This is a genomic window from Shewanella sp. SW32, from assembly GCF_025653365.1.
GTDB lineage: Bacteria > Pseudomonadota > Gammaproteobacteria > Enterobacterales > Shewanellaceae > Shewanella > Shewanella oncorhynchi.
In genome coordinates, this window is the sequence record NZ_JAKKSJ010000093.1 from 1 (window position 1) to 1202 (window position 1202).

Sequence of the window (1202 nt, forward strand, 5' to 3'; positions counted from 1 at the left end):
GGCAATGTTGTTGTGGGATAGAGCGATGCTGTCGAGACGTTTCATCATAGAAACCATCAACGACCAGTTAAAAAATATCTCTCAAATAGAACACTCTAGACACCGCAGCGTGCATGGTTTTATGCTAAATATGATTGCCGGACTCATCGCCTATCAATTGAAAGACAATAAGCCACAACTGAACCTCACTAACGCAGAGTTTAATGCTATTACAGTTATGGCTTGTTAAACCGATCTCAGGTTAATTAAGAATTAAGCCTCACGTTTACTCCCATGTCATCCGGATTACATTCTTACTCTTCTTTATATAGCTAATCGTCGTTATTCCCCATTGAACATCATTTCATTCTTATCGATAGCCATTAAAGCAAAGCCATCGCTGTAGCAAATTTAACCGTTAAAACCCATTTTGTGGATAAGTCTGAGGATAAAGTGGGGGTATTGTGTGACTAACTGAAAGTATTAAAAAAAGATCCATTTTTCTCAAAAAAGCCCTTGCGGACTTTCTCAATCTCCCTATAATGCGCATCCACTGACACGGCAGACAGCGAAACGCAAGTTAAGCAAAGAAAGCCATGCAGTTCATCGGTTAGCGAGCTAAACGATGAGTGTTGAGAAAGTTGAAAAAACTACTTGACGCACTAACGGGAATGCGTAGAATACGCAGCCCTGACCCGCTGAAAACTCAGTGTGTGGTCAACGCTCTTTAACAATTTATCAAGCAAATCTGTGTGGACACTCACAGGTGTTGAGTTAATCGAAACTGCTTAACCTTCGGGTGGCAGTCAAAAATTTAAATCAATGTTTTCAAGTCATTCTCCTTAACGGGAAGGTGATTGAGTGTTCATAGTAATATGTACATACAGTAATGTATGAATTGAAACGCGATGCTTCTTAGTGAGCAAAGCGAATCAAAACAGTAGAATTCATTGAGCCGTTTGACGTCAGTCAAACAACAAAACTTTAATTGAAGAGTTTGATCATGGCTCAGATTGAACGCTGGCGGCAGGCCTAACACATGCAAGTCGAGCGGCAGCGCAAGGGAGTTTACTCCTGAGGCGGCGAGCGGCGGACGGGTGAGTAATGCCTAGGGATCTGCCCAGTCGAGGGGGATAACAGTTGGAAACGACTGCTAATACCGCATACGCCCTACGGGGGAAAGGAGGGGACCTTCGGGCCTTCCGCGATTGGATGAACCTAGG

1 protein-coding gene and 1 rRNA gene are annotated in these 1202 nt (G+C 43.3%); both read left to right on the plus strand.

The features are described 5' to 3' along the window. Window positions 1–229: transposase (locus L5M28_RS23935; RefSeq protein WP_263196414.1), on the plus strand; the 229-nt coding region annotated here is incomplete at its 5' end. Between the two features lie 735 nt (window positions 230–964). Continuing rightward, window positions 965–1202, plus strand: a 16S ribosomal RNA gene (locus L5M28_RS23940); the annotation flags it as partial.